Here is a 24,175-nt window from a genome sequence, read left to right on the forward strand (position 1 = left end):
CCTTATACATCTACTCCATTGTCATCTCCAGTCGGGATAATAGTCGATGTTTCGACCATCAGGATAATACAACGTTCCGGAGCCCGGGTTCGGTGCACAACACCTTTGGGTACCACAAACCCCTGCCAAGGTCGCAATTCAACCGAATGCGTCTCCAGATCTATGATGAAGCGTCCCTCCAGAACGAAGAAAAATTCATCATCGTTGTCATGCTTGTGCCAGTGATACTCCCCCTGCACGATACCCAGACGCACCACAGAATCGTTCACCTGACACAAAGTCTGGTTATACCATCGGTCTTTGCATGCCTGAATCAGCGCAGGAAGGTCAATGACCGTCAGCGATGGATATTTTATATCCAAATAGGTTGCATAGGGATACGGTGTGGCTGCTTTTCTATCACGTTTCGTTCCTGTGGCGACAAAAACACTGATCGCTACTTCCTCGTATACACAGGGAGATTTCGTGCAGCAGTTTTCGTCTAAAGAATCTACACGTATATCTTCTAATCCTGCCTCAAAAAACCACCGCCGTATATCTTCGCGCCGAAAACCCAGCCAGCGATCGTGCTGTTCGGTGCGGAGAAACTCGTGGGAATGCTCATCGAGGTCGGTGATAACTACTTTTCCGCCAGGCTTCAAGATACGAGACATTTCCAGAATCGCTTTTGCCGGATGGTCCACATGATGCAGATACATGTTGGCAAAGACATAGTCCACGCTGGCGTCTTCAATGGGTAACTGTTCGGCATCGCCCAGTCGATAGTCGATCCCCTGCACCCCGGCAAATTTCTTTTGCATCTCGGAGAGCATGGCTTCGGATTGATCTACAGCTATCACGCGCAAACCATGGTGCACGAGCGCTTCCGTAATGAAACCCGTGCCCGCGCCGAGATCTGCAGCCAATGTGCCTGGCTGCACCTGAGCAATTGCTATGGCTTTTTCCCGGATCGCCTCCGAGAAGAAGCTTTGCCGTAACTTGTCCCATTCTGGAGCTACGTTGTCGAAATAGTTCTTGCTATTCATTGGTCAACTCTCTTGTCATTTACATTTCAAGGCATTTATTTCTTCCTGGAAGACCTTTACACCTGTGCTATCCAAGTATCTTCGGCCTAAGCTGATGAGTTCTTTTTCCGCCTGGCCCATCTCAAGAGATCCTTTCAAACAACGTGTAAAAAGACGGACGACTTCCTTTTTGAAATTCAGAACGTGCTCCTGTGGAAGCACCCGGCGTTTCACCAACTTATCTACAAAACGGCTTGCCAGCACTTCGCCTTCTTCATCTGTCAGGTGATGTACTTCTGCGGTACCATACCAGTCTGCAGGAGAGAAGTTTTTCTGCAATTTCTCACTATCTTCCTTATCCAAAGGAATCAGCGAGATGTTCTGCACCTGGGCTATGGCATCTGATCGCTGTTCGGGCGAAGACTGGTCGCTCCATCTTATTGCCAGGATTGTCCCGGTTCGATTGATCCGAACGTCTGCTACGGCCGGGTGACGAGCAAGTTGCTCAAGGATTGGCTTGGCTCGTGGACCACATCCGATTCCTGGCACTGCCGGACACGCCAACGGTACAGAAAAGAAGCCAGTTTGCTCTGCAAAAGCATTTACATTCATTTTCTCAACATAGTTTTCTACAACACGGTATCCAGCTTTTGCGATCTCATCTTTGATGTTACGTTCGTCAATCAGAGATATATCGTATAAGATCATAACTTTTCTTTCGGCAAAACTCGCCTTTACTGCACGGATGCCAGGCACTTTCTGAAGGGTGTGTTCCAGCGATCGGGCACAGGCATCACACGTCATCCCTTCAACGATAAGTTCCATGTTCTCGCTTTTCTTCGGATTGTCCACTTTCCTCAAAATCCAAATGGTGAATGCAAGCGACATGATAGCAAAACACGATGCGATAATAAGGGCTTTTCTGGGCATAATCATACCTCCTATGTTTTAGCGTTGGGTAATGTCATTGAGGCGCCGATGCCAGGAATAACGTAGTTGCACCCTTACATGGGTGCACTCCGCTACCCGCCAGTATACCCGGGCTGGAGGAACAAAAAGGCCAGGCCGCGTAACACTATGCAGCCAAACGCATCCTTACCCGCAGCTACACGGACAGGTTACCCTTCTCATCAGCGAATGCTATACAGCGCAAATATACAAACAGTGCATCCGAACGACTTTCGAAATATTGCTTTTCTTAGCTTAATCGAGACAACGCTTCCAGGGTTTTAGATTTCAGCTTGCGCGCTTGCGATGGAGTCACCCCGAAGCGCTTGCGGAAAGTTGTGATGAAGTGAGACAGGTTGTTGAAGCCCACATGGAAACAAATCTGGGTCACGGGATCTTTGGTATGTTGAAGCAACAGCAGAGCATGCTGCAATCGTGTTTCAAGGAGGTACCGATAGGGAGTCCACCCTGTTAGTTTGCGAAACACTCTTACAAAATGATATTCACTTAAACAAGCAGCTTTGGAAACATCAGTTAGCGAGATATTTTCTCTGAAATGTAAGTGAATATATTGTTTTGCCCGCTCAATCAATTCCAGAGAATGCACCGCGTCCTTCTGAGAAAGTACGAAGGTATGGCCTGAATTCTCATACAGGTTAGAAAAGAGTAATGATAGTAGCTGCACAAACAATACTTCGATCTTTAGAAGGCTTTCTCCGTTGGGCACAATCAGTTCATTCAAAAGATACTTTATGGTCTCTATGCGAGGATTCGACCTGCTTACAGGAATGGGAAAAAACGCGTCTTCGTTGCTCGAATGGTGGTCATTCGGAAAATAATCTTTGCGCCAGTACTCAGATCGGACGGAATCCAGAAGAGTACGATTCACATACAACATTAGACCATCATCTTTGCCACAAAAAGGATGGGAAGAGGTATAGATTGTTCCTGCATTGAGATGTAAGATCGACTGACTATATACATCCCAACTTGAATTGCCGAGATGATAGACAAAATGTCCATGGCGTACGAAATGAATTAAATATCCACGAACTACCACGGGAGAGGAATTTGTGCCAGCCTCTTCCAGACACTTACAATTGAATATCTCGACTAACGATGAAGAGAAAATTTTGTGTGTCACACATTGCTCCATAACTATCTTCCTATTTCGTGAATCGTACCTATTTAACATTTAATTCAAGGCATTCATTCATCGAACGTCAGCTCCCAGTACTCGCCCACGAGATCCTGGCCAAAGCTGTGGTGGGGTTCTTCTTTAAGCAAGCGGTAGCCTTCTCGTTCGTAGATGTGCCGCGCCGCCGTGAGCACGTTGTTGGTCCACAGCACAATCTTGCTGTAGCCGGCCTGTCGTGCGAATCGTGTGCATTCCTGTACCAGACGCCTGCCGATGCCCAGCCCGCGCGCTTTGGGCTCCACCAGCAGTAGCCGCAACTGGGCCGTCGTATCGGTCTTTTTCACGAGAAAGACCGAGCCTACGTTTTCGCCGTTCATCTCGGCGATCCAGCAGCGTTCGCGCGCCGGATCGAAGTTTTGAACGAATCGGGCGACGATCTCGGCAACCAGTGCTTCGAATTCTTCATTCCACCCGTATTCTTCGCGATAGAGCACGCCGTGGCGATGGACCACCCAACCCAGATCGCCGGAATAAGGAGGGCGCAAAATGTAGGACGCCCGATGCTCCGGAGGAGCACCGAGCAGGGTCTCGACGGTCTCCATGGCCTGCACCAGGCGTCGTTGCTCTTCGTCCGACAGCTTGCTCAACAACCGCTCGATGTCGCTCCGGGAGGCGGCATTCAGCCCGGCGAAGGCCTTTTGCCCTTTCTCGGTCAGGGAAACCAGGTATTGCCGGGCGTCGTGCTCGGATGGTCGTTTTTCGACGAAGCCCTGTCGCTTCAGCCTGCGCAAGATCCGGCTCATGTAGCCCGGGTCCATGCCCAGTTCCTGGCAAAGATGGCTCGCTGTCGTCTCCTCATGCTGGGCCAGTTCGTAGACCACGCGAGCTTCAGGCAGAGAAAAAGGACTCTGCAGAAAACTATCCTGTAGCAGTCCGAGCTGTCGGGTATAGAAACGGTTGAAGCGCCGGACCGTGTTGACACGCGCTGCAAGTGCCTCTGCATTCATGGCGCTCTCCTTGAGTTCGGCGATCTAATTGCTGACATTGTAAATAAACTTGTTGACTTTGTCAAGGAACATGGCTGTGGCCCCCGTGCGGGATGAGGATTAGTACCCGACCGTCCGCCAGCCGCACCCTGGCCCGGGCGATGAGCGCCGCTGACAGGCTGCCGGTCCAAGAGAAGGAACCGGTGGCAGGGTCGTAGATCTCCGCGCTCGAGAGAAACGTCCAGTTCGGTCCCTCGCCCCCGGAGATGAGCACTCGGCCTCCAGGAGGGGAACGGCTATGTGGCTCGCTCGCGCGGCGTTCAGCGGTCCTGTCCGAGCGAACGAGCCCGTCGCCGGGTCGAAGAGTTCTGTGGTTGCCAGGGTCGTGCCGCCCGCGATGAGCACCCTTCCATTTGGTAGCAGCGTGGCGGTGTGGCTATGGCGCCTGGTAACCATCGGCGGAAGCGGCCCGGCGCCTAAAGCAGGTACTCGCCGGCAAAGCACGTGGTCGTCTTGCCGCCGACCCAGACGGTGCCATCGCGATCTTGGTCGATGTAGACGCGACCGGCACGGCCGAGACGCGTGCCCTGGGAGGCGACGTATGGCGCCCTGGCGCGGCCGGAGGCGAGGAGCCACTGCGCGGCCGACGCGTTGAGGCTGCCCGTGACCGGATCCTCCACGATACCGCCCTTGTGGTCGCTGAAAAACGCGCGCAGCTCGAAGGCGACCGGGCTACCCGGCGGGTAGGGGCCGACCACGCCGATATCGACGCGGGTCGGGAACTGCCTGAGGGGCTCGAGTGCCAGCACCGCTTCCGCCGACTCGAGGAGGACGGCGACCCAACCAGGTCCGTTGTCGGCCCACTGGGCATCGACGAAACGTGACCGGTCGAGCTGGAGAACCGTCTCGATCGTTCGAAGCGTGGGCTCATCGACCGGCCCGCTGCGAACGAGCGGCGGCGCGGCGAACGCCAGGAGTCCCTCACGGCGGCGGACACGCACGAGCCCCGATCCGCACTCCTGGACGATCTCGTCGGCACTACGCGGCGTGCCGCCGGCTGCGAGCCAGGCGTGGCAGCTCCCCAGCGTCGGATGGCCGGCGAACGGCAGCTCTCGCTCCAACGTGAAGATGCGGACGCGGTAGTCCGCATCCCTGGTCGTCGGCTGCAAGAGGAAGGCTGTCTCCGAGAGGTTCAGCCAGCGGGCGATCCGCTGCATCTCCTGGGTAGTGAACCCCTCGGCATCGAGAATCACGACGAGCGGGTTACCGGACAATGGCCCATCATGGAAGACATCGATGAGTTGGAAAGGTCGACCCATTGTTCACCTCTTCAGTTCCAAGGATTCCTTGAGTCTCTGGGGCACGTGACGCTCCACGACACAGCACAAGCGAGAACCACAGCTACCCGCGGCGGCGAGCCCGCATCTCCTGCACCAGCTCCCAGCTCACCCCGCCGTCCTTCGACACCTCTCCCAGCCGGAGGAAGGAGTCCGGCGCGATCTCGGTGAACCGCCAGCGCTCGCAGTGGCCGTCGGCTGCAGGGAAGAGAACCTCCTGCACGATGTCGTCGCCGATCGGCCGGCCTGGATCGACGAACTCGCCGCTCGCCGGCTACATCCAGGCGATGTGCCGGGTATCGTCCTCCGGGTCGAAGCAGCGCAGCGTCGTGCCAGGTCGCCTCCACGTCCCAGGGGCCCACGAACTGGGGCCGTAGAGCATGGCTCTCTCGGCATAGCCGGAGAACGGGCCAGGAGCCGCCAGCAGGTCGAGGACCTCGCGAGACCTCATCCAGGAATTGCTTCCTTTACTGCTGATCCTCGTGTCCTGTTGGGGCGTATCCATTTCGATAGTCATTAGTCTTGAGTTTGCACGTCCATCACCGCCTTTCCCCGAATTTGCCGTGCCCGAAGTGCGGCGGTGGCCTCGTGGATCTGATCCCAGCGCCCCCGCCAGCCGATCGGAACCGGCAGGCTCCCTTCCGCCACGAACGCCACAAGGGTTGCCAGATCGGTCGCGACCGGCCCCTCGATGAGGAGCGATACGATCCGCTTGCCCGGTGCGACCGTGGCGTAAGGTTGGAACGTTGCCGGTTGACCCGAAGCCCAGCCGATGCTGACCAGGGTTCCGCCTGGCGCGAGAATATCCCAGGCCCGCACCATCTGAGGCCCACCGACGTTGTCGAGCACGATATCAACGGGCCCTGCCATGTCGCTAAGATCCACCACGATCTCAGAGGCGCCAAGGCTCCGGAGGCCTTCGCCGTGCTCGTCCGATCCGACCGCGGCAACGACCCTCGCGCCCGCTCGGGCGGCGAGAGCGACGGCGAACCTGCCGACACCGCCAGAGGCGCCGGTCACAAGCACCCGCCGCCCAAGGACCGACCCGGCAACCCTGAGCGCTCGCAGCGCAGCGATACCGGCCACGGGCAGAGCCGCCACCGAGGCAAGATCAACTGTGGGTGGCACTTCCGCAATGGCATCAACATCGACAGCCACGAATTCGGCGAAGGCGCCTGCGGCAAGGCCCACGACACGGGCCCGCACCGCAGGTCCCCTGCCATCGGGTGCCGGAGTGACGACGACGCCTGCCAGGTCCGAGCCGAGCACAGCCCCTGGGGCGATGCGTCCCGAGCGTGCATCGTTCAGGTCCCCTCGGTTCAGCGAGACGTGATGCACCTGCACAATGACCCGTCCCGGACTGGCCTCGGGCGCAGGGACCTCGGCGAAGGCAAAGCCATCCTCCGCCCCTGGGTCGACGATAATCGCCCGCATCGTATTCTTTTTCATTCCAGGTTCTCCATTGACATTTTATCCTGTTGAGTTGTATTCATTTCGAATTTCTTTTTACCTTGGTGATTAGTCTTCAAATAAATAGTTCTCATTTTTATATTAGCTTCAGATCTTTCATCCCCTCTTGCTCATCCTGATGGGTGATGAAAAGAATGATCTTTGGGTCAGTATCTGTTCTCTGGACAATGTAGGAAACATCGAATTGCACATACTTTTCCTCTTGTCTCCGAAAGACTGCTTCCCAGCGGACATCAACCAGAGAAAAGGCAACCGTAATGGGCTTTTCCTCCATGGAGACAATTCTCGCTCCGCTGAAGCCAACGCCTTTGTAAAAGGTTGCCATCTGCTCAGCCATCTGCGTGAATTGTGCCTTGCTGCCCGCAATTACTCCACGCGGTCCGGCAGACAGAAAACTATCAGCAAAGAGATCCGCCTGCCGGGCAACATCCAGCGCGGAGAACGCATGCTCATAGGTGATAAAAAGCTGTTGAATATCGCTGTTCATGTTTCATCTCCGTTCTTCTTTTCGGGCAAAGATACATAATTTGATGTTTCCAGAAACCACCGATTCCCTGTTTGTCGAAAACCTGCCTCTCTGAAAAGAGAAGAATGCCCGCGATGGGTGGAAGAGTTCCCTGCCGTGTCGAACGGATAGGCCTCGATGACCTGGGCTCCTTGTGCACGTGCGTACGCGATCGCCCCTTCCAGGAGCCGCTTCGCTACCCCTTTGCTCCGGTAGGTACGCAGAACGAAAAAGCAAAGAATCGTCCAGGTGGGCAGGTCTTGTGGCGTTACACGAGGCATGGTGCGCGAGCGATCCAGCCGTTTGTAGGTTTCGCGCGGGGCTACCGAACACCAGCCGATGGGTCTTTCACCATCGTAAGCAAGAACGCCAACCGGGATACCTTCGTGCACCAGGTTACACATGACTTCTTTCTTCTCAGCATTTGAAAGATGCTTTTGAGCTGACATGCGATAGAGGGTGCACCAGCAAAAGTGCGGTGCTCCGCGTGATTCAAACAGGGCGACAAAATCGCCCAGGTTCTCCGTAGTAACCGGCCGAACTGCAAATTCAGTTGTGCTATGTTGTTGCGTCATCATACGAATGCTTTTCCTCGACCGAAGATAAAACACCAATCTCATGTGTCACAAACAAACTGGCGAAGCTCCGCATGGATGAAATGTTTCACTCCTTCTTTGCCTGTTAGCTTCAACCACACTCTCCCACTTTCTGGTTCTACTTCCAGCACCAACCTGAAAAATGGACAACAGAGCATTTCCCGCGAGATGAACTCCGCTGCTTGCCGGAGTGTCAAAGCATTACTTGGCAACTCAAAGGCAAATCCATCGCTGAGCTCTTTCACTTGCTTAACCGAGTGAAACAATTGCTCTGTCACTGCTGAATGCCTGGATCTGTCTTCTTGAGGGATAGCATCCCACTTACAAGCAAACTCTGATGAATAATTGTTAGTTTGATCGTTCATAGTTTGACTCCTTTGTATTATTTCTTGATTCACATCCATCAAAATGATTGATCCGCCCATTCCCACCATAGGAATGTGCCAATCAAACCCATGCTGCTCACGGCCACCACGATTGCATAACTCACCAACCCAAGATTCGTATAGTCTGGCCCGGCAAGTCCTGCATACAATGCCGGCACGGACCAGGGGAAATAGGCCCCCCATCCCGCTGCGGCCACAAGTTGCGCTATCACGACAGCCAGTATCGTCGCGCCGAGCGGTGGCAAATAACCACGTCCCACACTGGCAACGAACGCAATCGGGGTAACAAGCGCGGTCGTTAACCCGGTAGTGTTGGCCAGGGTAAGTGTACCTTGCCCCAGTACCTCCACCGACCATGCCTCAAGGTCAATTGCAATGCCCACAACAAGCCCGATGAGATAAATGAAAGCTGTCAGGACAACGCACCACAGGACTACCACAATGAACTTAGCCAGCACGATTACAGAACGCGATGTGGGCAGTGCCAGCAGGTCTTTGACCGTCCTATCTGCATATTCTCTACCAAACACCCAGGCCCCTATGAACCCAAACACGATAATACCCCCGACCGCTACCGCCTGGGACAGGAAACCCAAATAAGTCGGCCAATCAGCAGCACCTGCCACGATCTGCGCTTTGGCGCTGATCAGCCCAAGGCGGCGCGCCAGATCGGGATCTTTCATTACCATCATGAAGAAGCCACCCGCAAAAGGGGCCAGGGCAAACCCCAAAGCGGTCAGCAACGGCACTTTCGAGCGACGGGTCTTGAGGAATTCGACCCAGAGAGCTTGAGACACATTTTGCATGATATGGTTTCCTGACCGATTCATATTGTCTCCTGGGCAAACCTATCTACAAGTTCAAACAATTGGTCAATAATTTCCTCCTCGAGGTATGGATTTAACAACACGGCACGCAACCAGTAATGCCCGCGATAGGTTGGCAAGGATAAAAACACATTGCCTTCGCGCAGTAAATATTCCTGTAAGTCGGTGTTCCATTGATCCCATCTAGCCTCGGGAATCCACGGAGGAACACCTCGGAAACATACGATATTCATTTCAGGACTGCTTGCCAGCTCTAAAAAGGGTCGTTTCCTGACCAGGCGGGTAAAGTACTCCGTTAATCGGTAACTCTCTTCGATGAGTTGCGCATACCCGCTCTTCCCGATATGGTACAGCGACAGCCACAATTTCAGGACATCAGCATGTCGTGTGCCCTGTACAGATATTTCTCCCAAATTAATGAAGCCTTCAGTATCACGCATATAAGGCGCCGACACACGGAAAGCGTTGGTGAGTGCTGACATATCCCGAAACAATACCATAGCGCATGTCTTAGCCACATAAAGCCATTTTTGCGGATTAAAGGTAATGGAGTCGGCATGTTCGATTCCTGCCAATCGAGAGCGCTGAGCCTCTGAAAAAATCAGCGCCCCACCATAAGCCGCGTCTACATGAAACCATAGGTCGTATTCGCGAGCGATAGCGTTAATGTCCTGTAGTGGGTCTATATTTCCCGTGGTGGTTGTTCCCGCAGTGGCAACCACACAAAAAGGCAATTTTCCTTGTTGTTGCGCATTTTCAATAGCGCGCTTTATAGCGCTACGCAGTAACATGGTCCGCAACAATTGTGGTTGCTTCAAGTTATTAGTAGCTCGTCTCCGCTCCGCTTGCTCCAGTGCTCATGAAAGCCCTCTCCCCTGATCTCAGAGAACGTATCGTGAAGGCCTACCTCAACGGGGAAGGCTCACAAAAACACATCGCCCAGCGCTTTTCCGTCTCTCAACGCACCGTCAGACGTCTGGTCAAACTCTACCGAAGCACCGGTTCGCTCTTACCCCGTACGCGCTTCAATGGCCGTAGCCCCATCCTCGGCCCACAAGACCGACAATGGCTGCTGCAACTGTTCAAGGAAAACCCGGATCTGACGCAGGAGCAACTGGCCCATCGCCTCACCGAAGCCGGACGTCCGGTCAGCCAACAGACCGTCAGCCGGGCCCTTAAGCGCCTGGGGATCACACGAAAAAAAAGACCTTGAGACCTTCCCAACAAGATCGTCCAGCGGTTCAAGCCGAGCGCATGGCTTTCAGGCAGCGTCTGTCCGAGATCGCCCCTGAGCGGATCAAGGTGGTCGATGAGAGCCGGGTGGAGGTGGGCATGCGGCTCCCCTACGGCTACAGTGTTCGCGGTGCGCGCTGCCATGAGCGCGCGCCGCTGCGCAGTCCGATTCGGCGTAGCTTGATCGGCTGGATGGGATTCGATGGGTCGGGGGTCGTGGCCACGCACGCAGGCACGGTGCGTGGGTGGACCTTTCGCGGGTTTGTGCGCCGGCACCTGGTCCCGTATCTGAGGCAGGGAGACGTCGTCATCTGGGACAATGCCACGATTCATGGTGTCGAGGGGATCAAGGACCTGATCGAGGCGGCCGGGGCGGAGGTATTGCCGCTGCCGCGTTATAGTCCGGATCTGAGCCCGATCGAGTTGGCCTGGAACAAAATCAAGCATGTGGTCAAACGCGCGCGTGCAGAGACGGCGCAGGCGTTGGAGGCGTCCGTGGAGCAGGGGGTGGCCGCGGTTAGGCCCTCCGATGCCGTGGGGTGGTTCAAACACTGTGGTTATTTGGGTCAAAGTCCCTGAGTAGCGCTATAACTCGCCTATCTCCATCTGGGAGTTGATGTTGGTCCTGATCGGAATGACAGCAGAAGTGCCCAGCCCGAGAAGCATGGCGGCTTTCTGAATAGATGTATGGGCTACATCCGAAGTAAACAGTATTGGAACAGATTGTAGCCCGGCCACTCCCTGTTTCAGCGCATTTAACTTCACATTACGGGCGACGGCGAGAGCTTGTAAATTGGCCAGCGTTCCTCCGCTAAGTATTACGCCGCCTGATTGCGAACCCAAACCGAATAAAGCCGCCAATTCTTTGGTGAGATAAGACTCTAAGAGCGACAATGATGGTGACATCTCAAAGCTTAACATGTTGTTATTGATCGCCACGGATATCATCTCGCCAAGGAAAGACATAGTGGTGGGCATGGAGTCCATATGTCCGATGAAGGCAGGATGCGCCGGGTTCATAGAGTAAGCCAAGATAGACTCAAGTTGAGCCAATAACATGTCCTCTGATATGGGCGATTCAGGAATACCCAGCAATTGAGGAAGCTGGGCCCCTTCAGGGAGTGGAGCACGATCACGCGCGTGTTGAAGGTGACACAAGATAAGGTTCAATACGCGTTGAGCTAATTCCTCAACGATCGTGCTGTTAATGCCGCTGGGATCGACAAAAGCTGATGAAGGGAGTTTTGATAGATTCATATCTTCTTCCAATACTTACTCTAATTTGAGACATCTTGACGAATAAGTCGCAGAAAATATTGCTCCAGATCTTCATCTTCGACCTTCAGCATCATCGGTGGATGCTGTGCCCGGACCAGGAGCGTGGCGATGTCGTCCGGCCGATCGATCGCGGATTGGTCGCAAACCGCAATGGTCTGATGGTCTAGCCGTTCTATAGAGAACCCGGCTGCACCCAGTACGGTCTGCGCTGCGAGTCCGTCGCGGGTTTGAACCAGCAGGCGACGTTTTCGCCGGCGCTCCAGCTCGGCAATATCCAATTCCTGGAGCAGGCGACCCTGGTGAATGATGCCAATGCGATCTGCCAGTCGCGAAACTTCGCCCAAGATGTGGCTCGACATAAACACTGTGACTCCTTGATTGCGGACCAGCTCGCGCAACAATTCCCGTATTTCGACAATCCCTGCCGGATCTAACCCATTGAACGGTTCATCCAGGATAAGTACTTCTGGTTGATGGATAAGCGCCTTGGCAAGTCCCACCCGCTGCAAATTCCCCAGCGATAGTGTACCCGCTCGCCTATCGGCGTAGGCGCTCAAACCCAGCTGCTCTATGATGCGATCAACTGCCTGCGGCTCAGTCCCAGGACGAAGGCGCTGCACGACCTCAAGATTTTCGCGTACGGTAAGCTCTGGATATGCCGTCGCTGTTTCCACCAGGTATCCAACCGACGCCCATGGTTTGGGGCCACCAATGCGAACTCTTGTGCCCAAAACCCTCACTTCGCCCGAAGTCGGCTTGACCATACCCAACAACATGCGAATGGTCGTAGTTTTGCCTGCTCCGTTGAGACCCAGAAATGCATAGATTTCCCCTTGCGACACGCGCAACGATACGCCATCAACCGCTGTCACCTTACCGTATCGTTTCACCAGATTCTGTGTTTCGATGACCATATTCTCCGCTTCTTTAGCAAATTCTTTTGCAAATATATCTATTAATTTGTAATACAGTGTTTGGCGCGCTTACGCTCGGGTTCGGCCGCTGAGCGTAGTGACGTCGTCTCCACCGTCGATTTAGCCGGCGGTCTATAGGCCGCTGGGCAGCGCCGGTTTGCTCAGAAGGTGGAGGCTCAGAGAAGTTCATCGTCGTGGCCAGGGCTTCCATTGGTAATCGTTGCGAGAGTTGGCAAGCATCTCGCGTGCCCGCTTCCGAGGGATTCTCACCCGGGCACTCTCTCGCCTTCCCACCTCCGACGCCCCCATTTCGGTCGTCTTCCAAGCGTCACCGCGGAGCAGCGGCACAGATAGCACCTCACGGAAGTGACCACGCGTGACATTCTCAACCAGCCACGAGAGTCGTTCTATCGCGGACTCAGCCGACTCGTCACACGCATCACAGCCGCAGCTGGGGATCGGTTCGGAATACCATTGCCCGGCTCGGACGACGAGTCCTGGGAACGTCGTGAAAGACACCAGGAGCCGAGCTCCATCAGCTGCACGAGGAGTCAGCTCAATGGAAGGCCGAGCCAATTCATGCGCCTTCAGCTCAGGATCGAGCTCGAAGCCTTCCCGGCGGTCTACGTCGAACATCGACTCCAATCGGTCGAGAAGCCTTTCCGCGAACTCGTGGAGTGGTGCGAAACGGCCCGGATTGGTCACTCGGGAATATGCCTCTGTCGGCGGACCCTCGGGACCCCATCGATTTTGGCTCATTGTTCCCCCCTGCTAACTGCTCAACGTTCCGGTTCAGCGGCGCGAAGCAAGCGAAGTCGTCCGCTGGATGCCAGGGTTGGGCGGCCTTGCGAATTCAGTAACGCTTGACTTCACGCCCATCCCATAACTTCGGTTTCACGACCATTAGGAAGACAATGAGTATCACCAGAACGGCCAGGACTACCCCAAGCATTGTCCCGCGACGTGCCAGAGCTTGATAGTTAGGCGAGTGGAACCCTTCGCTGTCCAGAAGCTGGATTTGACGTCGCAGCGTAGGGGTGTATCCCAACAAGCCGACCAACACGACGAGCACGTACAAGACCATGGCCGTAAGTAGCCAGGGTGTGGTCAGTGGCAACCGAACGACGAACACCATCAGGAGCCCAGTGACGAGCGGCAACCCATACGCCGGATTGGCAATGCGATCATCGAGCAGCTTGCCCCGCAGCGTGAAGGTTGCAGCGCACCTATCCAACACGACCCAAGGTAGACGGGGGCGATGCGAGCGGTGTCGAGATCCCCCCGCCGCCGGCGACCGCATAGTGCGGTCGCTTCACGCGGCGGTCAAAGTCCAAGCTCGCATCGGCCACCTCGACGAGCAGCACGTCCTCCGGCCGGGGTCATGGCGATGATCCTTCCGTTCCATGGTGTGCTCACGGTGCTGGTCGGACGAACGGGCGGGAGGCCCCTCCGGCTGTTTCACGCGGCAGGCCCCGGCCGCCTCGCCCCGATGAAGCCACAGCCGGCAGCGGGAACGGGGTTGTTACTTCTCCGCGCTGACCTGCGGCTATGTCAACCTCGACGGGTCTCATTTCCGTACGAACGGATCGGGCGCCCGGTGAATTCCTGCTGAAACCACCATCCGGCAGGGGGTTGCCCGGACCCACCGGGTAAACCTTCGCCGTGCCCTCCCGTTCAGGGGACGTTGCCAAGCAGGCCCGCAGCCATCATCCCCGATGCCACCATGGCCGTGACACCGGAACGTGCTCGCGCCGAAACGCCGCGACGCATCGCCCTCTTCACGGGTGCCTACAACCACATCGCGGACGGCGTCTCGCTGACGCTGAACCGGCTGGTCGCCTATCTCGAAGACCGGGATGTCGAAGTCGAGGTCTTCGCCCCGACGGTGGACCACCCGCCCATCCGGCACAACGGGACGCTCATCCCCGTGCCGTCGTTTGCCCTGCCCGGCCGGAGCGAGTATCGCGTCTCGCTGGGCCTCTCACGGACGGCCCGCCGGGCGTTGCGGCTCTTCAAACCCACCCTCTTCCACGTGGCCACCCCCGACTTTCTGGGCCTGCACGCCATGCGCATGGCGATGCTGTGGAAGACCCCCATCGTTTCGTCCTACCACACCCACTTCAGCTCCTACCTCTCGTATTACAACATCGAGTGGCTCGACCGGCCGATCTGGCTGTGGCTGCGGTGGTACTACGCACGGTGCGCACACCTCTACGTGCCCACCCCCACGATGATCGACGTGCTGAAGGCGCACGGCGTCCGGGCCAACTTCCGGCTCTGGCCGCGCGGCGTCGACACGGGCCGCTTCAACCCGCAACGCCGGGATCCGGGGTGGCGACGCACCCTCGGCATCGAGGACGACGAGGTGGTGGTGGCCTTCGTCGGCCGGCTCGTCCGCGAGAAGGGCACCGACATTTTTGCCGGGGTGATCAAGGGCTTGCGCCGGCGCGGCATCCCGCACCGGACCTTGATCGTGGGCGACGGCCCGGCCCGGCCCGAGCTGGCGGCCCGCCTGCCCGAGGCCGTCTTCACCGGCTTCCTGGCCGGCGAGGAGCTGGCCCGGGCCTATGCCTCCGCCGACGTGTTCGTCTTCCCCAGCGCCACCGAGACCTTCGGCAACGTGACGCTGGAGGCGATGGCCTCCGGCCTGCCGGCCGTCTGTGCCGACGCGCCCGGTTCGAACAGCCTCGTCGTCCACGGGGAGACCGGCTACCTGGCCCCCCCGGGTCGCACCGACGTCTTTCTGGAGTACGTGGTGAACCTGGTCGAGGACGCCGCCCTCCGCCGGCAGATGAGCCGGGCGGCGCTGCAGCGGGCCCGCACCTACGACTGGGACGCCGTCATGGCCCGGATGCTCACCTACTACGACGAGATCCTGAACCCGCCCGAGCCCGCCGATCGCTCCCCCCGGGCCGTCCGGCGACGCCTCCAAACGACGCATGGCAGCTTCTGAGCCGTGCCCGATCTCCGAACCAGCATGCCACAGAACACCCTGCGCCTGCTTTACGTCTCCCATTCGTTCCCGCCCGCCGGGCGACCGCTGGCCAACCTCGGCGGCATGCAACGCGTGGCCACGGAGCTCTTCGAAGCACTGCGCCGGCGCCCGGACCTGAAACTCTCGGCCCACCTGCTCCAGAGCTCCTGGACGATGCACTGGCTCCGGGGCCCCGCCTACATGATCCGCGGACACCGGCACATCCGCCGGCTCATCCAGCAACGCGCCATCGACGCCATCCTCTTTTCCTCGATCGTCACGCCGGCGCTCATGTGGCTGCCGAAGAAGCTGTTACGGGAAAGCGGGATCATCACCGCCGCCATCGTGCACGGGCGGGACGTGACGACGCCCATCGCCCCGTACCAGCATGCCGTCCGCCGGGCTTTTGACGTGCTCGACGCCGTGCTGCCGGTCAGCCGGGCCAGCGCCGGGGTCTGCCGCGAACGCGGCGTGCCGGACGAGAAGCTCCACGTCATCCCCAACGGCATCAACCTGAAGCGCTTCCGCCCGCTGGCCGACCGGGAAACGATGCGCCGCGAACTCGTCCGCACCTTCGGCCCGCTGCACGTGCCGCCGGATGACGGCCTGCTGCTCTGCAGCGTCGGCCGTCAGGTGCCGCGCAAGGGCTTCGCCTGGTTCGTCGAACACGTGATGCCGCTCCTGCCCGAAGACGTGCATTACTGGCTCGCCGGCGACGGCCCCGAGGCGGACAACATCCGGGCCGCCGTGGCCCGGCGCGGCCTCGAACACCGCGTGCGCCTGCTCGGGCGGGTCTCGGAAAAAGAGCTGGAGACGCTCTACCGCGGCGCCGACCTGTTCATCATGCCGAACGTCCCCATGCCGAACGACCTCGAAGGCTTCGGGGTGGTGATGCTCGAAGCCGCGCTCGGCGGCGGCCTCCCCACCATCGCCGCCCGGCTCGAAGGCATCCGGGACGTGATCAGCGAAGGGGTCAACGGGCACCTGATCGAAAGCGGGGACGCCTGGGGCTTCTCCGAAGCCGTCATGGCCTACTATCACAACCGCCCGGCCCTCGAAGCCGCCTCGCACCGGGCCGCTGCCTTCACCGCGGAGAACTTCTGCTGGTCCGCCATCGCCGAGCGCCACGTGACCACGCTGCGCACGCTGGTCACCGGCGTGCCGGCTCCCGCGCCGCTCGAAGCAACGGCCGCCCTCCTCTGATCAGCGCCCCACCCGGGCCCCGGTGGCCGGCTCCTCCGCCCGGTCTTCGAGCCACTGCAGCAGCGCCGGCAGAAACAGCAGTGCCGCCGCCAGGGTGGCTCCGATGCCGAGGACGGCCAGCTCGCCGATCGAGCGCAGCCCCGGGTGGAAGCTCAGCAGCGGCCCGGCAAAGCCCATCATCGTCGTGATGGACGCCATGGCCACGTGCTCCCCGCTCGAACGCAAAACCCGCCAGATCGAGCCGGGCCCCTCCTCCCGATACCGGTGGACGAGATGCACGCCCGCGTCATTGCCGATGCCGAGAATGGCCGGAAGCACTATGATATTGTAAAAATTCAACTTAAACCCAAAAATCTCCACCAGGAGGAGCATCCAGAGTACCCCTACGATCAGCGGCAGGAGGGCCAGGGCGGCCCAGCGGAGGGTGCCGAAGTTGAGCCACATCAGCAGCGCCACGATGACGAACGTAGCCGCCACCATGTAGGGGGCCTCGGCCTGCATGAGCCGGAGCATATCCGCCGCCACGAGCGAGGTGGAACCGGCATGATAGACCCGGCCGTCCTCGGTCCGCACGGTGCCTACATCGTCCGAGAAGGCGATGGAATTGCGCCCGTCGGCCAGGCCCACGGAGGGGTAGATGATGACGAAGTTGCCGATTTCGCCCGTCTTGGAACTGAAGCGTCTTTTGAGAAAGTCGGGTACCTGATCGAGCCCGATGGGGGTGCGGGTCTGGGCCGCACGGCGCAGGCGGGCCAGGTCGGGGTCGTCTTCTGCCTGCAGGAAGGGATCCTCCAGCAGGGCCCGGATCTCGGCGATGCGGTCCAGCCGGGCCTGCTGGGCCGCGGGCGTCATGGGGAAGCGGTCCTGCAGGCTCTCGACGCGTCCGATGGTGGGTGAGAGCGTATCCTGCGCCATCTTCTCCCGCAGGGCCGCTACCACCGCGGGGACCTCCTCCGGTGCGTCGGCGACGATATAGGCGGGGTTTCGATAGGGACTCGGCTCGTAGACCCGGCGGACGACGTCGCGGCGGGCGTTGTACTCGGTGTATTCGGGCTCCAGCTTGCCGAAGTCGTACTCGAAGCCCACGCGGGGCAGGAAGACGAGGGCCGCCACGACGGCGGCCAGGCTGGCCAGGACGATCCCCCGCGCCGCCGGGAAGCGCCGGGTTCCTCCTGCCGGGGCGCCGGCTCCATCCACGGTCGTTTCCAGGTTCAGCAGCCGCCGGCGCTCGAAGACGGCGATCAGCGCCGGCATCACCACGAGCATGGCCACGAGCGCCAGCACGATGCCCGTTCCGGAGATGAATCCGAACTCGCTGAACCCTTTGAAGTCGGCGACGACGAGCACATAGAGGCCCAGCGCCGTCGTCAGCGCACCGACGGTGATGGCCTGCCCGGTGCTGGTGAAGGTGATCTCGGCGGCCTCGCTCACGCCGTGGCCGTGGGCCCGTTCCTCCGTGTAGCGCGCGTAGAAGTGGATGCCGAAGTCGATGCCGAGGCCGAAGAGCACCAGCCCGAGCGTGGAGGTCATCAGGTTGAGCTTACCGAAGGCCAGGTACGCCACGCCGAACGTCCACGAGAGGCTCATCAGCAGCGGCACCCCGATGACGAGCGCCATCACCGGGGTACGGGCCAGCTCGGCTAGGAGGATACGCCCGGAGAACGTCTTGCCCGCCCGCGCCCGGTAACCTTTGTAGAAGAAATACAGCACCACGAGCAACAGCACCGCCGACACGCCAGCCCCGAACGATCGCGTCACGTCGCGCTCCAGGGTACGCACCTCGGTCAACTGCCGGTAGAGCCGTCCGGCCAGCGTCACCTTCATCTCGGGGTGGTAGGACGCCGGGTCCATCTCCCGGACGAGGCGTTCGAGATCCCGGTACATGTCTTCCAGGAACCCGATGTCCGTCTGGGCTCCGGTGGGGTAAAAGCGCAGCACCATCGTGGTGCTGTCGTCCGAGATCGGATACTCCTTCGCCACGATCTCGTTGTAGACGGCCCTGAGCTCGGCGGCCACGGTGTCCGGCTCCGCCTCGTCCTCTTCTTCGAGGTCGAAATAGAAGGGGTTGGCCTCCAGCTTCGCCTCCTCGACCTTTTCCCGGAGGTAGGTTTCGAGCCGGTCGAGTTCTTCCGGGGTGGCGAAGTAGAGGGCGTTGTTTTCGAGGAATGTGACGTCGTTCCGGTAATCGACGCGGCTGAAGTAGGGTTCGGGATAAGCTTCCCCTTTCAGGGCAAGGGCACGGGGAATGAAGGCTTCGGCGAAGGCCCGGTTGGCCTCGAAAGAGGGGCTTTCGATCGCGACCGCCGCCTCGCTCTCCGCCCCGACGGTTTCCTTCAGCCGTTCGAGCGCCTGCACGCTCGGGTAGTCCTCCGGCACCAGGTTGGCCAGGTCGGTGTCGATGCTGAGGTTGCGGGCGAAGAAGAGGCCGAGCGCCGACAAGCCCACGGCGAGGGCCAGGACGAAGCCGGCCCGCCGCACCACGATCCGAATGAAAGGTCGAAGCCGTTGAAAAAAGCGGTTCATCTTTCCTGCTTTTTAGCCGGATGCGCCCCGGCTCCTGCCCGGGATCTACCTGGCCGGCAGGAGCACGATGTCGTCAAAGTCCGCCTCGCCGACCGTGCCGGTGTTGTCCGAATCGCTCCAGAGCCGGATGGAGAGGGGGCGATCCGGGGGGTCCGTCCCGAAGAGGCGCCGGTAGTCGGCCACCACATCGCGCTCGATGGTGTGCCACGCTCCGATACCGTCGGCCCCGCTGGAGACGACGAGCACCTTGAGCTTGCCGTAGTCGACGACGGTGCCGACGGGGAGGGTGCTGCTGTAGGTGTACTTGATGCCTTCGGGCCGCCGGAGGAAAGCGACCCCGGTGATGCGAAAGTAGACGTAGAGGGCCACCCCGGTATCGTTGAACCGTTCGTCATCCTCGTGGGCGCCTTCGGGCAGGCGCAGGGCCCGCCAGCGCCAGCGCAGGCGGGGATGGGTGCGCAGGTCCCAGTCGAACCCCTCGGGCTCGTTCGCCATCGTCAGGTGAACCGCCTCGCCCTCGGTGTAGACCCGCAGCACCTTGTTCTGCCCCTCGTCGACGACGTAGAACCGCTCTTTGGGGCGCATGAAACGGGGCTCCAGCGGCATCAGCTTCCGGTCGTGCAGGTATTTCCACCGCACGGGCAGGGCCCCGTCCGCATAGCTCTCGAAATCGTCCAGCACGATCACATGGTCCATGCGCAGCGAGACACCGGCCTGGGCTTCGGCCGGCCGGGGCGGGAGCACGAACCCGAGGAGCAAAAGCAACGACAGAAAAAAGCGCATGGCGTATGAACAGGGTGCGTGACGACGGACGAGCCAGCCGGACCGGGCCCCGGCGACAGAAAGATCGGGTACAGCAAAACGAATACCAAAGGTCCACCGGTACGGGATCGTTCAGGCCGGCATGCGCCGTTCCGGCGCCCGGTCCTCCGGTGTGGCCGCCGGTCGCTTTCCCGACGGATCCCGCCGCGTCATCACCCGCACCACCCACTCGCCCACGGAGGCCCGGTCCACCTCCGGCGCCGCCTCCTCCTTCTTCAGCGAGAACAGCACGAACAGCCCGAAGCTGAGCAGCTTGTCGAGCGCGGTGATCACGCCCAGCATACTGAACATCGCCGCTTCGGGAACGCCCAGGCTGGTGGACAACTCGACGCCGACGCCCATGAAAACCAGGTTCTGGTTGGGCAGGAACGGGATCCGCGTCAGGATGATGGAGATGGCGGCGAAGGTGAACCAGGTCCCGAGCGGAACCGACGGCATGACGACGGCCCACTGCCCGATCTGGAGCACCTGACCGAGCACGAGCCGGCCACACTGCAGGGCGAAGATCACCAGGGCCGTCTTCGCCGCCATTGAGAAAAGGTACTTGCGAAAACGCAGCCCCACCGGCACCAGGAGCGCCATCAGGATGCCGGCCCCCATCCAGTAGCCCACGTCCTCATTCCGGAGCACATCGGTGAGGCGCAGGTGGCCGAGATACAGAAAAACCCCCAGCAGGCCCAGCGCAACGAGCGTCGAGGCGGCCGACGAGAGGATGTTGTTGTCCCGGATCGTCTTGGCCAGTTCCGCTTCGGGGAGGGCGACGTGCCGCCGGGCCCATGTGAAGAAGTACACCTCGCCCGCGTACCCCATCACTTCCTTGTTGTAGATCCGCTTCTTGACGAAGGCGGGAATGCTGCGCCAGCCCGCAAACGGCCAGGTGACCTTGTACATGACCACCTCGGCGAGCGGCAGCAGAAAGTAGAGCGCCAGGAAAAGCAGGTAGAAGAGCGGTTGCCGCGGGAGCGACGCCCAGATCGCCGCCCACCCGATATGAACCAGCTTGTACCCCAGGTAGCCCAGCATCCCGAGCCAGAACAGCCCTCGCAACGCCCGGAGCACCATCCGCCCCCGATCCGACGCCGCGAAACGATGCCAGTGTGTCACGATCGCCAGCATGCAGGCGTGTGGTTGTCGTCAAAAAAGATTGCGTCGCGCAACATACCGTCCGGCCCGGCGCGTACACCGTTTCGGTTGGCTTCCTACCGGGATCGTTCCCCGAAGATTCTCCCCGGCCATGAATCTTCGGAAGATAAGGACATACCGGCGACCCGGAGAAACCTTCCGGCCTGAAAACATCTTGTAACACCAGCCCCTTCTATTTCGACTTTACTGACGAGAAACGGCTATTACCCATGGAACACCCAACTGCCCAAGGAACGCGTAGGAGGCCCGCCTATCGCAGGGCCCTGCGTGCCTCGGCCGGCACCTTGCTGGTGTATGCCCTCCTGACCGCCACCCACCTGGGCGAGTTCTGGCCTTTCAGCATCTATCCGATGTTCTCCCGGGGCGGCCACCCGTGGGTGCGGGCCGTCGTGCGCGAGGTGCCCGCCGGCGGCGAGGGAATCTCCTGGCAGACGGTGCACACCCCCGAGGCCCTCCCGGGCCATCCTTTCCCGCTCGGCGAGACGGGTATCAACCAGAACGACATCGCCAATTTCGTCTCGAAGTCGGCCGTATGGGACGCACAGCGCATCCGCGGTATGCGCAAGCTGTTCCGGAGCACCCTGGACGAGGTTGGCCTGCTCATCTACCGCGTCGAGGGCCGGCTGCACGAACCGGACTCCGTGGCCGTCACCTATACGCCCTTCATCCTCCTGACGCCGGACTCGACCTACTTCAACCCTGGTCTGTCCCTTCCCACCTCCGACGCCCGATGACCATGAACCGGTTGCTCAAGAACCTTTTCGATTTCGAGCGCCCCGAAACCACGGGCGAACGGCTCTTCTATCGCCTTTTCGAACTGGCCGTGCTCTACTGGGTCCTGCATTTCGCCTGGGACTGGGGCTTCTACATCCAGCGGATCGGCGAGGTGGTGTTGCCGCTGGGCATCGCGCAGTACATCGACATCTCGTTCATGTTCGAGCACGGCGTCTCGCTTCTGAACGCGGGCGCCATCACGGTGGCCGCGGCGCTGGCGTTCTTCCGGCGGTGGCGCTACGGCTACCTGGCGGCCCTGCTCCTGCTGCACCTCCAGTACGTTTCCCGCTTCTGCCTGGGGGAGATCTCGCACGGCTCGAACATCATCGGCATGGTGCTGGTGGGCATGGCGCTGGCCCCGCTCTGCTTCGACGACCGGGACCGGCAGCGGCGTTTCGTCTTCGGCTTCAGCTATTTCTTCCTCGGCCTGGGCTACGTCTCGGCGGCCGTATGCAAGCTCGTCGCCTCGGGACCGGGCTGGGTGGACGGACGGCACCTGTGGATGTGGATCGCCGAGCGAACGGTGGACACCTTCTCCATCACCGGGGAGATCCATTACACCTGGGTGCAGGAACTGGCGCTGAGCGCCGTTCCCATCGCCACGCTGATCCTGACCTTCGGCCTGCTGGCGGAATTCTTCGCCTTTTTGATGTGGTTCAAGCGCACCCGCCCCTACATCATGACGCTGCTCCTCACGATGCACATCGGCATCCTGCTCTCGATGCAAATCAACTTCCCGGCGAACAACGTGATGCTCCTGCTGCTGGCCTACCCCTGGCATGCCTGGATCGACCGGGGGCTGGCCCACCTGGGAGCGACGGCCTTCGAGCGGATCCGGCGGGCCAGTTTGCGGTTTACCTGAGCCCCTTTCACGGCTCCAACCCGCCGTATGCGCCTGCTCCTCCTGACCCAGGACTTCCCACCGGACACCGGCGGCACGCAGACGTACGCCCTGGAACTGGCCCGCCGGCTGGCGCCCCGGTGCGACGACTTTGCCGTGCTGGCCCCGCACATTGCCGGCTGTGAGGCCACGGACGCACGACTTCCCTTTCCCGTCATCCGCGTCCGCGCCGGCTACGACAGCTTCGCGGTGAAGGCCCTCGGGGCCCTCCTCCACCACACCCGGCATCGTCCGGCCGACGCCACGTTACACGTGCAATGGGCGACGGCGGGCACGGGGCTCGCGGCCCGGCGGCTGGGGCACCTCCGGCGGGTATACGTGGCCGCGCACGGGCGGGAGCTGCTCTTCAACCCGCTGCCCCGGCCCTTCGGCGGCCTCTACGACCAGCTGCGCCGGGCCATCCTCCGCCGGGCCGATCACCTTTTCCCGGTCAGCCGGTACACGGGCGGGCTGCTGGCCGCGGCGGGGGTCCGCCCCGAACGCTGGACCGTCGTGCCCAATGGAACCGACCCGGACCGCTTCGTCCCCCTGGAGGCTACCCCCCTCCGCACGCGCCTCGGGCTGGAGCACCGTCCCACCCTGCTGACCGTCTGCCGGCTGGTACCGCGCAAGGGCGTCGACACGGTCCTGCAGGCGCTCCCGCAGGTGGTCGAGGCTGTGCCGGAGGTCGTCTACCTCATCGGCGGCGACGGGCCGGATCGCCCCCGGCTCGAAGGCCTTACCCGCGATCTCGGCGTGACCGACCACGTGCGCTTCTGTGGCCGGATTCCGGACGACGACCTGCCCCTCCTCTACAACGCCTGCGACGTCTTCGTGATGCCTTCCCGCCTCGACCCTCCCCACGTCGAGGGCTTCGGCCTCGTCTTCCTCGAAGCCGGCGCGTGCGGCAAACCCGTCGTCGGTGCCCGGACGGGCGGCATCCCCGACGCCGTCGCCGACGGGGAGACGGGCCTGCTCGTGCCGCCGGACGACCCCCCCACGCTGGCTGCCGCCCTGTGCCGGCTTCTGGCCGCCCCCGACTGGGCCCGGCACCTGGGCCGGCAGGGACGGCGGCGCGTCCTCGAAGCCTTCACCTGGGACCACGCCGCCGACCGCCTCTTCGCAACCCTCCGGCGGGACCTGGCGGCTTTTGCAAAAGCTCCGCTTTAGTTTTTCCGGCCCTCTTGCTTACCTTGCCGGACCGGACACGCCCACGTCCGCACAGACTCCAGAC

General features: G+C 60.2%; 27 protein-coding genes and 1 pseudogene. 7 read left to right on the forward strand and 21 right to left on the reverse strand.

The window, feature by feature from the left end:
* Positions 1–2: 2 nt before the first annotated feature.
* From GQ464_RS19020 to GQ464_RS09475, 13 genes are all read right to left on the reverse strand, one after another.
* Positions 3–1,025: a methyltransferase domain-containing protein gene (locus tag GQ464_RS19020; RefSeq protein ID WP_228350160.1), complete on the reverse strand. Its 1,023-nt coding sequence runs from the start codon at positions 1,023–1,025 to the stop codon at positions 3–5.
* A gap of 15 nt (positions 1,026–1,040) precedes the next feature.
* Positions 1,041–1,934, reverse strand: a complete 894-nt coding sequence (locus GQ464_RS09420; RefSeq protein WP_228350161.1) for a heavy-metal-associated domain-containing protein — start codon at positions 1,932–1,934, stop codon at positions 1,041–1,043.
* A 268-nt stretch (positions 1,935–2,202) separates the two neighbouring features.
* A complete protein-coding gene (locus GQ464_RS09425) occupies positions 2,203–2,694 on the reverse strand; it encodes a helix-turn-helix transcriptional regulator (protein ID WP_166978497.1) in 492 nt (163 codons plus the stop codon).
* A gap of 467 nt (positions 2,695–3,161) precedes the next feature.
* Positions 3,162–4,097 (reverse strand): bifunctional helix-turn-helix transcriptional regulator/GNAT family N-acetyltransferase, encoded by a 936-nt coding sequence (locus tag GQ464_RS09430; protein ID WP_228350162.1) that lies wholly within the window; start codon positions 4,095–4,097, stop codon positions 3,162–3,164.
* Between the two features lie 455 nt (positions 4,098–4,552).
* Positions 4,553–5,395 carry a PhzF family phenazine biosynthesis protein gene (locus GQ464_RS09435; RefSeq protein ID WP_166981640.1) on the reverse strand — a complete coding sequence of 281 codons (843 nt, stop codon included), beginning with the start codon at positions 5,393–5,395 and terminating at the stop codon, positions 4,553–4,555.
* A gap of 82 nt (positions 5,396–5,477) precedes the next feature.
* Positions 5,478–5,636 (reverse strand): hypothetical protein, encoded by a 159-nt coding sequence (locus GQ464_RS09440; protein ID WP_166981637.1) that lies wholly within the window; start codon positions 5,634–5,636, stop codon positions 5,478–5,480.
* Positions 5,637–5,687: 51 nt separating this feature from the next.
* Entirely contained in the window at positions 5,688–5,864 is a 177-nt protein-coding gene (locus GQ464_RS09445) for a hypothetical protein (RefSeq protein ID WP_166981634.1), read from the reverse strand.
* Positions 5,865–5,929: 65 nt separating this feature from the next.
* Complete coding sequence (locus tag GQ464_RS09450; RefSeq protein WP_228350163.1) at positions 5,930–6,862, reverse strand: zinc-binding dehydrogenase; 933 nt, start codon at positions 6,860–6,862, stop codon at positions 5,930–5,932.
* A 97-nt stretch (positions 6,863–6,959) separates the two neighbouring features.
* On the reverse strand, positions 6,960–7,370 hold the full coding sequence (locus tag GQ464_RS09455) for a nuclear transport factor 2 family protein (RefSeq protein ID WP_166981631.1): 411 nt from the start codon (positions 7,368–7,370) through the stop codon (positions 6,960–6,962).
* The gene (locus GQ464_RS09460) at positions 7,367–7,966 is read right to left on the reverse strand and encodes a GNAT family N-acetyltransferase (RefSeq protein ID WP_166981628.1); all 600 of its coding nucleotides are present in this window, start codon (positions 7,964–7,966) and stop codon (positions 7,367–7,369) included. Before GQ464_RS09460 ends, GQ464_RS09455 begins: the two co-directional genes overlap by 4 nt.
* Positions 7,967–8,004: 38 nt before the next feature.
* A complete protein-coding gene (locus GQ464_RS09465) occupies positions 8,005–8,349 on the reverse strand; it encodes a hypothetical protein (RefSeq protein WP_166981625.1) in 345 nt (114 codons plus the stop codon).
* 38 nt (positions 8,350–8,387) lie between these two features.
* A complete protein-coding gene (locus GQ464_RS09470; protein ID WP_228350164.1) occupies positions 8,388–9,176 on the reverse strand; it encodes an ABC transporter permease in 789 nt (262 codons plus the stop codon).
* A 20-nt stretch (positions 9,177–9,196) separates the two neighbouring features.
* The gene (locus GQ464_RS09475) at positions 9,197–9,988 is read right to left on the reverse strand and encodes a pyridoxal phosphate-dependent decarboxylase family protein (RefSeq protein ID WP_166981622.1); all 792 of its coding nucleotides are present in this window, start codon (positions 9,986–9,988) and stop codon (positions 9,197–9,199) included.
* 68 nt (positions 9,989–10,056) lie between these two features.
* Between GQ464_RS09475 and GQ464_RS09480 the strand changes: the two genes are divergently transcribed.
* Positions 10,057–10,410, forward strand: a complete 354-nt coding sequence (locus GQ464_RS09480; protein WP_166982032.1) for a helix-turn-helix domain-containing protein — start codon at positions 10,057–10,059, stop codon at positions 10,408–10,410.
* 41 nt (positions 10,411–10,451) lie between these two features.
* The gene (locus GQ464_RS09485) at positions 10,452–11,009 is read left to right on the forward strand and encodes a transposase (RefSeq protein WP_166982035.1); all 558 of its coding nucleotides are present in this window, start codon (positions 10,452–10,454) and stop codon (positions 11,007–11,009) included.
* A 6-nt stretch (positions 11,010–11,015) separates the two neighbouring features.
* Here GQ464_RS09485 and GQ464_RS09490 read toward each other — a convergent pair whose 3' ends face one another.
* From GQ464_RS09490 to GQ464_RS19205, 5 genes and pseudogenes are all read right to left on the reverse strand, one after another.
* Positions 11,016–11,699 carry a pyridoxal phosphate-dependent decarboxylase family protein gene (locus GQ464_RS09490; protein ID WP_228350165.1) on the reverse strand — a complete coding sequence of 228 codons (684 nt, stop codon included), beginning with the start codon at positions 11,697–11,699 and terminating at the stop codon, positions 11,016–11,018.
* An 8-nt stretch (positions 11,700–11,707) separates the two neighbouring features.
* Positions 11,708–12,622 (reverse strand): ABC transporter ATP-binding protein, encoded by a 915-nt coding sequence (locus GQ464_RS09495; RefSeq protein ID WP_166979453.1) that lies wholly within the window; start codon positions 12,620–12,622, stop codon positions 11,708–11,710.
* A gap of 186 nt (positions 12,623–12,808) precedes the next feature.
* Positions 12,809–13,381 carry a DUF6226 family protein gene (locus GQ464_RS19200; protein ID WP_423816149.1) on the reverse strand — a complete coding sequence of 191 codons (573 nt, stop codon included), beginning with the start codon at positions 13,379–13,381 and terminating at the stop codon, positions 12,809–12,811.
* Positions 13,382–13,475: 94 nt separating this feature from the next.
* Positions 13,476–13,856: a DUF2269 family protein gene (locus GQ464_RS09500; protein ID WP_166979451.1), complete on the reverse strand. Its 381-nt coding sequence runs from the start codon at positions 13,854–13,856 to the stop codon at positions 13,476–13,478.
* 52 nt (positions 13,857–13,908) lie between these two features.
* A pseudogene (locus tag GQ464_RS19205) lies at positions 13,909–14,001 on the reverse strand (Uma2 family endonuclease); the annotation flags it as partial.
* Positions 14,002–14,345: 344 nt separating this feature from the next.
* On the opposite strand from GQ464_RS19205, the gene GQ464_RS09505 reads away from it, so the two are divergent.
* Positions 14,346–15,575: a glycosyltransferase family 4 protein gene (locus GQ464_RS09505; RefSeq protein ID WP_166979449.1), complete on the forward strand. Its 1,230-nt coding sequence runs from the start codon at positions 14,346–14,348 to the stop codon at positions 15,573–15,575.
* A 24-nt stretch (positions 15,576–15,599) separates the two neighbouring features.
* Positions 15,600–16,799: a glycosyltransferase family 4 protein gene (locus GQ464_RS09510; RefSeq protein ID WP_166979447.1), complete on the forward strand. Its 1,200-nt coding sequence runs from the start codon at positions 15,600–15,602 to the stop codon at positions 16,797–16,799.
* Here GQ464_RS09510 and GQ464_RS09515 read toward each other — a convergent pair whose 3' ends face one another.
* The 3 genes from GQ464_RS09515 to GQ464_RS09525 all read right to left on the reverse strand — a co-directional run bounded on the left by GQ464_RS09515 (position 16,800) and on the right by GQ464_RS09525 (position 21,260).
* Positions 16,800–19,322: an efflux RND transporter permease subunit gene (locus GQ464_RS09515; RefSeq protein WP_166979445.1), complete on the reverse strand. Its 2,523-nt coding sequence runs from the start codon at positions 19,320–19,322 to the stop codon at positions 16,800–16,802.
* Between the two features lie 45 nt (positions 19,323–19,367).
* Positions 19,368–20,105, reverse strand: a complete 738-nt coding sequence (locus tag GQ464_RS09520; RefSeq protein WP_166979443.1) for a DUF3047 domain-containing protein — start codon at positions 20,103–20,105, stop codon at positions 19,368–19,370.
* A 111-nt stretch (positions 20,106–20,216) separates the two neighbouring features.
* Positions 20,217–21,260 carry a hypothetical protein gene (locus GQ464_RS09525; RefSeq protein WP_166979441.1) on the reverse strand — a complete coding sequence of 348 codons (1,044 nt, stop codon included), beginning with the start codon at positions 21,258–21,260 and terminating at the stop codon, positions 20,217–20,219.
* Positions 21,261–21,577: 317 nt separating this feature from the next.
* Here GQ464_RS09525 and GQ464_RS09530 point away from each other — a divergent pair, with 317 nt between their 5' ends.
* From GQ464_RS09530 to GQ464_RS09540, 3 genes are read left to right on the forward strand one after another with little or no spacing between them, the layout of a single operon-like run.
* Positions 21,578–22,021 (forward strand): hypothetical protein, encoded by a 444-nt coding sequence (locus tag GQ464_RS09530; protein ID WP_228350765.1) that lies wholly within the window; start codon positions 21,578–21,580, stop codon positions 22,019–22,021.
* Positions 22,022–22,023: 2 nt separating this feature from the next.
* Complete coding sequence (locus GQ464_RS09535) at positions 22,024–22,923, forward strand: hypothetical protein (RefSeq protein ID WP_228350166.1); 900 nt, start codon at positions 22,024–22,026, stop codon at positions 22,921–22,923.
* A 27-nt stretch (positions 22,924–22,950) separates the two neighbouring features.
* Positions 22,951–24,111, forward strand: a complete 1,161-nt coding sequence (locus GQ464_RS09540; RefSeq protein WP_166979439.1) for a glycosyltransferase family 4 protein — start codon at positions 22,951–22,953, stop codon at positions 24,109–24,111.
* Positions 24,112–24,175 lie beyond the last annotated feature (64 nt).

Source organism: Rhodocaloribacter litoris, assembly GCF_011682235.2.
Classification (GTDB): Bacteria; Bacteroidota; Rhodothermia; order Rhodothermales; family ISCAR-4553; genus Rhodocaloribacter; species Rhodocaloribacter litoris.

Excerpts from the sequence above, each read along its gene's own strand:
- GQ464_RS09460 (WP_166981628.1), bottom strand. The coding sequence starts at position 7,966 with ATGATGACGCAACAACATAGCACAACTGAATTTGCAGTTCGGCCGGTT.
- GQ464_RS09445 (WP_166981634.1), bottom strand. The coding sequence starts at position 5,864 with ATGAGGTCTCGCGAGGTCCTCGACCTGCTGGCGGCTCCTGGCCCGTTC.
- GQ464_RS09515 (WP_166979445.1), bottom strand. The coding sequence starts at position 19,322 with ATGAACCGCTTTTTTCAACGGCTTCGACCTTTCATTCGGATCGTGGTG.
- GQ464_RS09525 (WP_166979441.1), bottom strand. The coding sequence starts at position 21,260 with ATGCTGGCGATCGTGACACACTGGCATCGTTTCGCGGCGTCGGATCGG.
- GQ464_RS09435 (WP_166981640.1), bottom strand. The coding sequence starts at position 5,395 with ATGGGTCGACCTTTCCAACTCATCGATGTCTTCCATGATGGGCCATTG.
- GQ464_RS09470 (WP_228350164.1), bottom strand. The coding sequence starts at position 9,176 with ATGCAAAATGTGTCTCAAGCTCTCTGGGTCGAATTCCTCAAGACCCGT.
- GQ464_RS09475 (WP_166981622.1), bottom strand. The coding sequence starts at position 9,988 with ATGTTACTGCGTAGCGCTATAAAGCGCGCTATTGAAAATGCGCAACAA.
- GQ464_RS09535 (WP_228350166.1), top strand. The coding sequence starts at position 22,024 with ATGAACCGGTTGCTCAAGAACCTTTTCGATTTCGAGCGCCCCGAAACC.
- GQ464_RS09540 (WP_166979439.1), top strand. The coding sequence starts at position 22,951 with ATGCGCCTGCTCCTCCTGACCCAGGACTTCCCACCGGACACCGGCGGC.
- GQ464_RS09495 (WP_166979453.1), bottom strand. The coding sequence starts at position 12,622 with ATGGTCATCGAAACACAGAATCTGGTGAAACGATACGGTAAGGTGACA.
- GQ464_RS19200 (WP_423816149.1), bottom strand. The coding sequence starts at position 13,381 with ATGAGCCAAAATCGATGGGGTCCCGAGGGTCCGCCGACAGAGGCATAT.
- GQ464_RS09450 (WP_228350163.1), bottom strand. The coding sequence starts at position 6,862 with ATGAAAAAGAATACGATGCGGGCGATTATCGTCGACCCAGGGGCGGAG.
- GQ464_RS09505 (WP_166979449.1), top strand. The coding sequence starts at position 14,346 with ATGGCCGTGACACCGGAACGTGCTCGCGCCGAAACGCCGCGACGCATC.
- GQ464_RS09485 (WP_166982035.1), top strand. The coding sequence starts at position 10,452 with ATGGCTTTCAGGCAGCGTCTGTCCGAGATCGCCCCTGAGCGGATCAAG.
- GQ464_RS09420 (WP_228350161.1), bottom strand. The coding sequence starts at position 1,934 with ATGCCCAGAAAAGCCCTTATTATCGCATCGTGTTTTGCTATCATGTCG.
- GQ464_RS09510 (WP_166979447.1), top strand. The coding sequence starts at position 15,600 with ATGCCACAGAACACCCTGCGCCTGCTTTACGTCTCCCATTCGTTCCCG.
- GQ464_RS09480 (WP_166982032.1), top strand. The coding sequence starts at position 10,057 with ATGAAAGCCCTCTCCCCTGATCTCAGAGAACGTATCGTGAAGGCCTAC.
- GQ464_RS09430 (WP_228350162.1), bottom strand. The coding sequence starts at position 4,097 with ATGAATGCAGAGGCACTTGCAGCGCGTGTCAACACGGTCCGGCGCTTC.
- GQ464_RS09455 (WP_166981631.1), bottom strand. The coding sequence starts at position 7,370 with ATGAACAGCGATATTCAACAGCTTTTTATCACCTATGAGCATGCGTTC.
- GQ464_RS09465 (WP_166981625.1), bottom strand. The coding sequence starts at position 8,349 with ATGAACGATCAAACTAACAATTATTCATCAGAGTTTGCTTGTAAGTGG.
- GQ464_RS09520 (WP_166979443.1), bottom strand. The coding sequence starts at position 20,105 with ATGCGCTTTTTTCTGTCGTTGCTTTTGCTCCTCGGGTTCGTGCTCCCG.
- GQ464_RS19020 (WP_228350160.1), bottom strand. The coding sequence starts at position 1,025 with ATGAATAGCAAGAACTATTTCGACAACGTAGCTCCAGAATGGGACAAG.